This is a genomic window from Serratia sp. HNCC26DJ244, assembly GCF_057180565.1.
This window is the reverse complement of record NZ_JBXUGO010000104.1, coordinates 1-607: the sequence shown is the minus strand read 5'-3', so window position 1 is coordinate 607 and position 607 is coordinate 1. Positions and strand designations below refer to the sequence as shown.

At 60.1% G+C, this 607-nt stretch carries 1 protein-coding gene; it reads left to right on the top strand.

Annotated elements, in window-relative coordinates; genetic code table 11:
- A partial coding sequence (locus AC2A06_RS18785; protein WP_484381290.1) for an Ig-like domain-containing protein occupies window positions 1–607 on the top strand: 607 nt, incomplete at both ends.

Here is a 607-nt window from a genome sequence, read left to right as displayed (position 1 = left end):
CCTGAACGATGCCAATGGCAACGGGGTGAGTGGTCAGACGGTGGAGTTTGTCCCTGACCTGGCCAACAGCAAAGTGGACACGGTGACCGATAACGGCAACGGCACCTACACCGCAACGCTGAGCGGGATCACCGCAGGCACCGCGGCGATTACCGTGACGGTGGGGGGCAAGGCCTTTGCGGTCAACCCTGCTAGCGTAACGTTGACGGCGGACAGCAACAACCTGAGCACCAGTAAGTCTGTGCTGGCAGTCAGCCCGCCGAGTATTGTGGCTAATGGCACCCAGACCTCGACGCTGACCCTGACCCTGAACGATGCCAATGGCAACGGGGTAAATGGTCAGACGGTGGAGTTTGTTCCTAACCTGGCCAACAGCAAAGTGGACACGGTAACGGATAACGGCAACGGCACCTACACCGCAATGCTGAGCGGCATTACCGCAGGCACCGCAGCGATTACCGTGACGGTGGGCGGCAAGGCTTTTGCAGTCAACCGTGCCAGCGTGACGCTGACGGCGGACAGCAGCAAGCTTGACCCTACTAAATCTACCCTGACTGCTAACCCGGTGAGTATCGTAGCGAATGGGGCGGCGACCTCGCTGGTGACC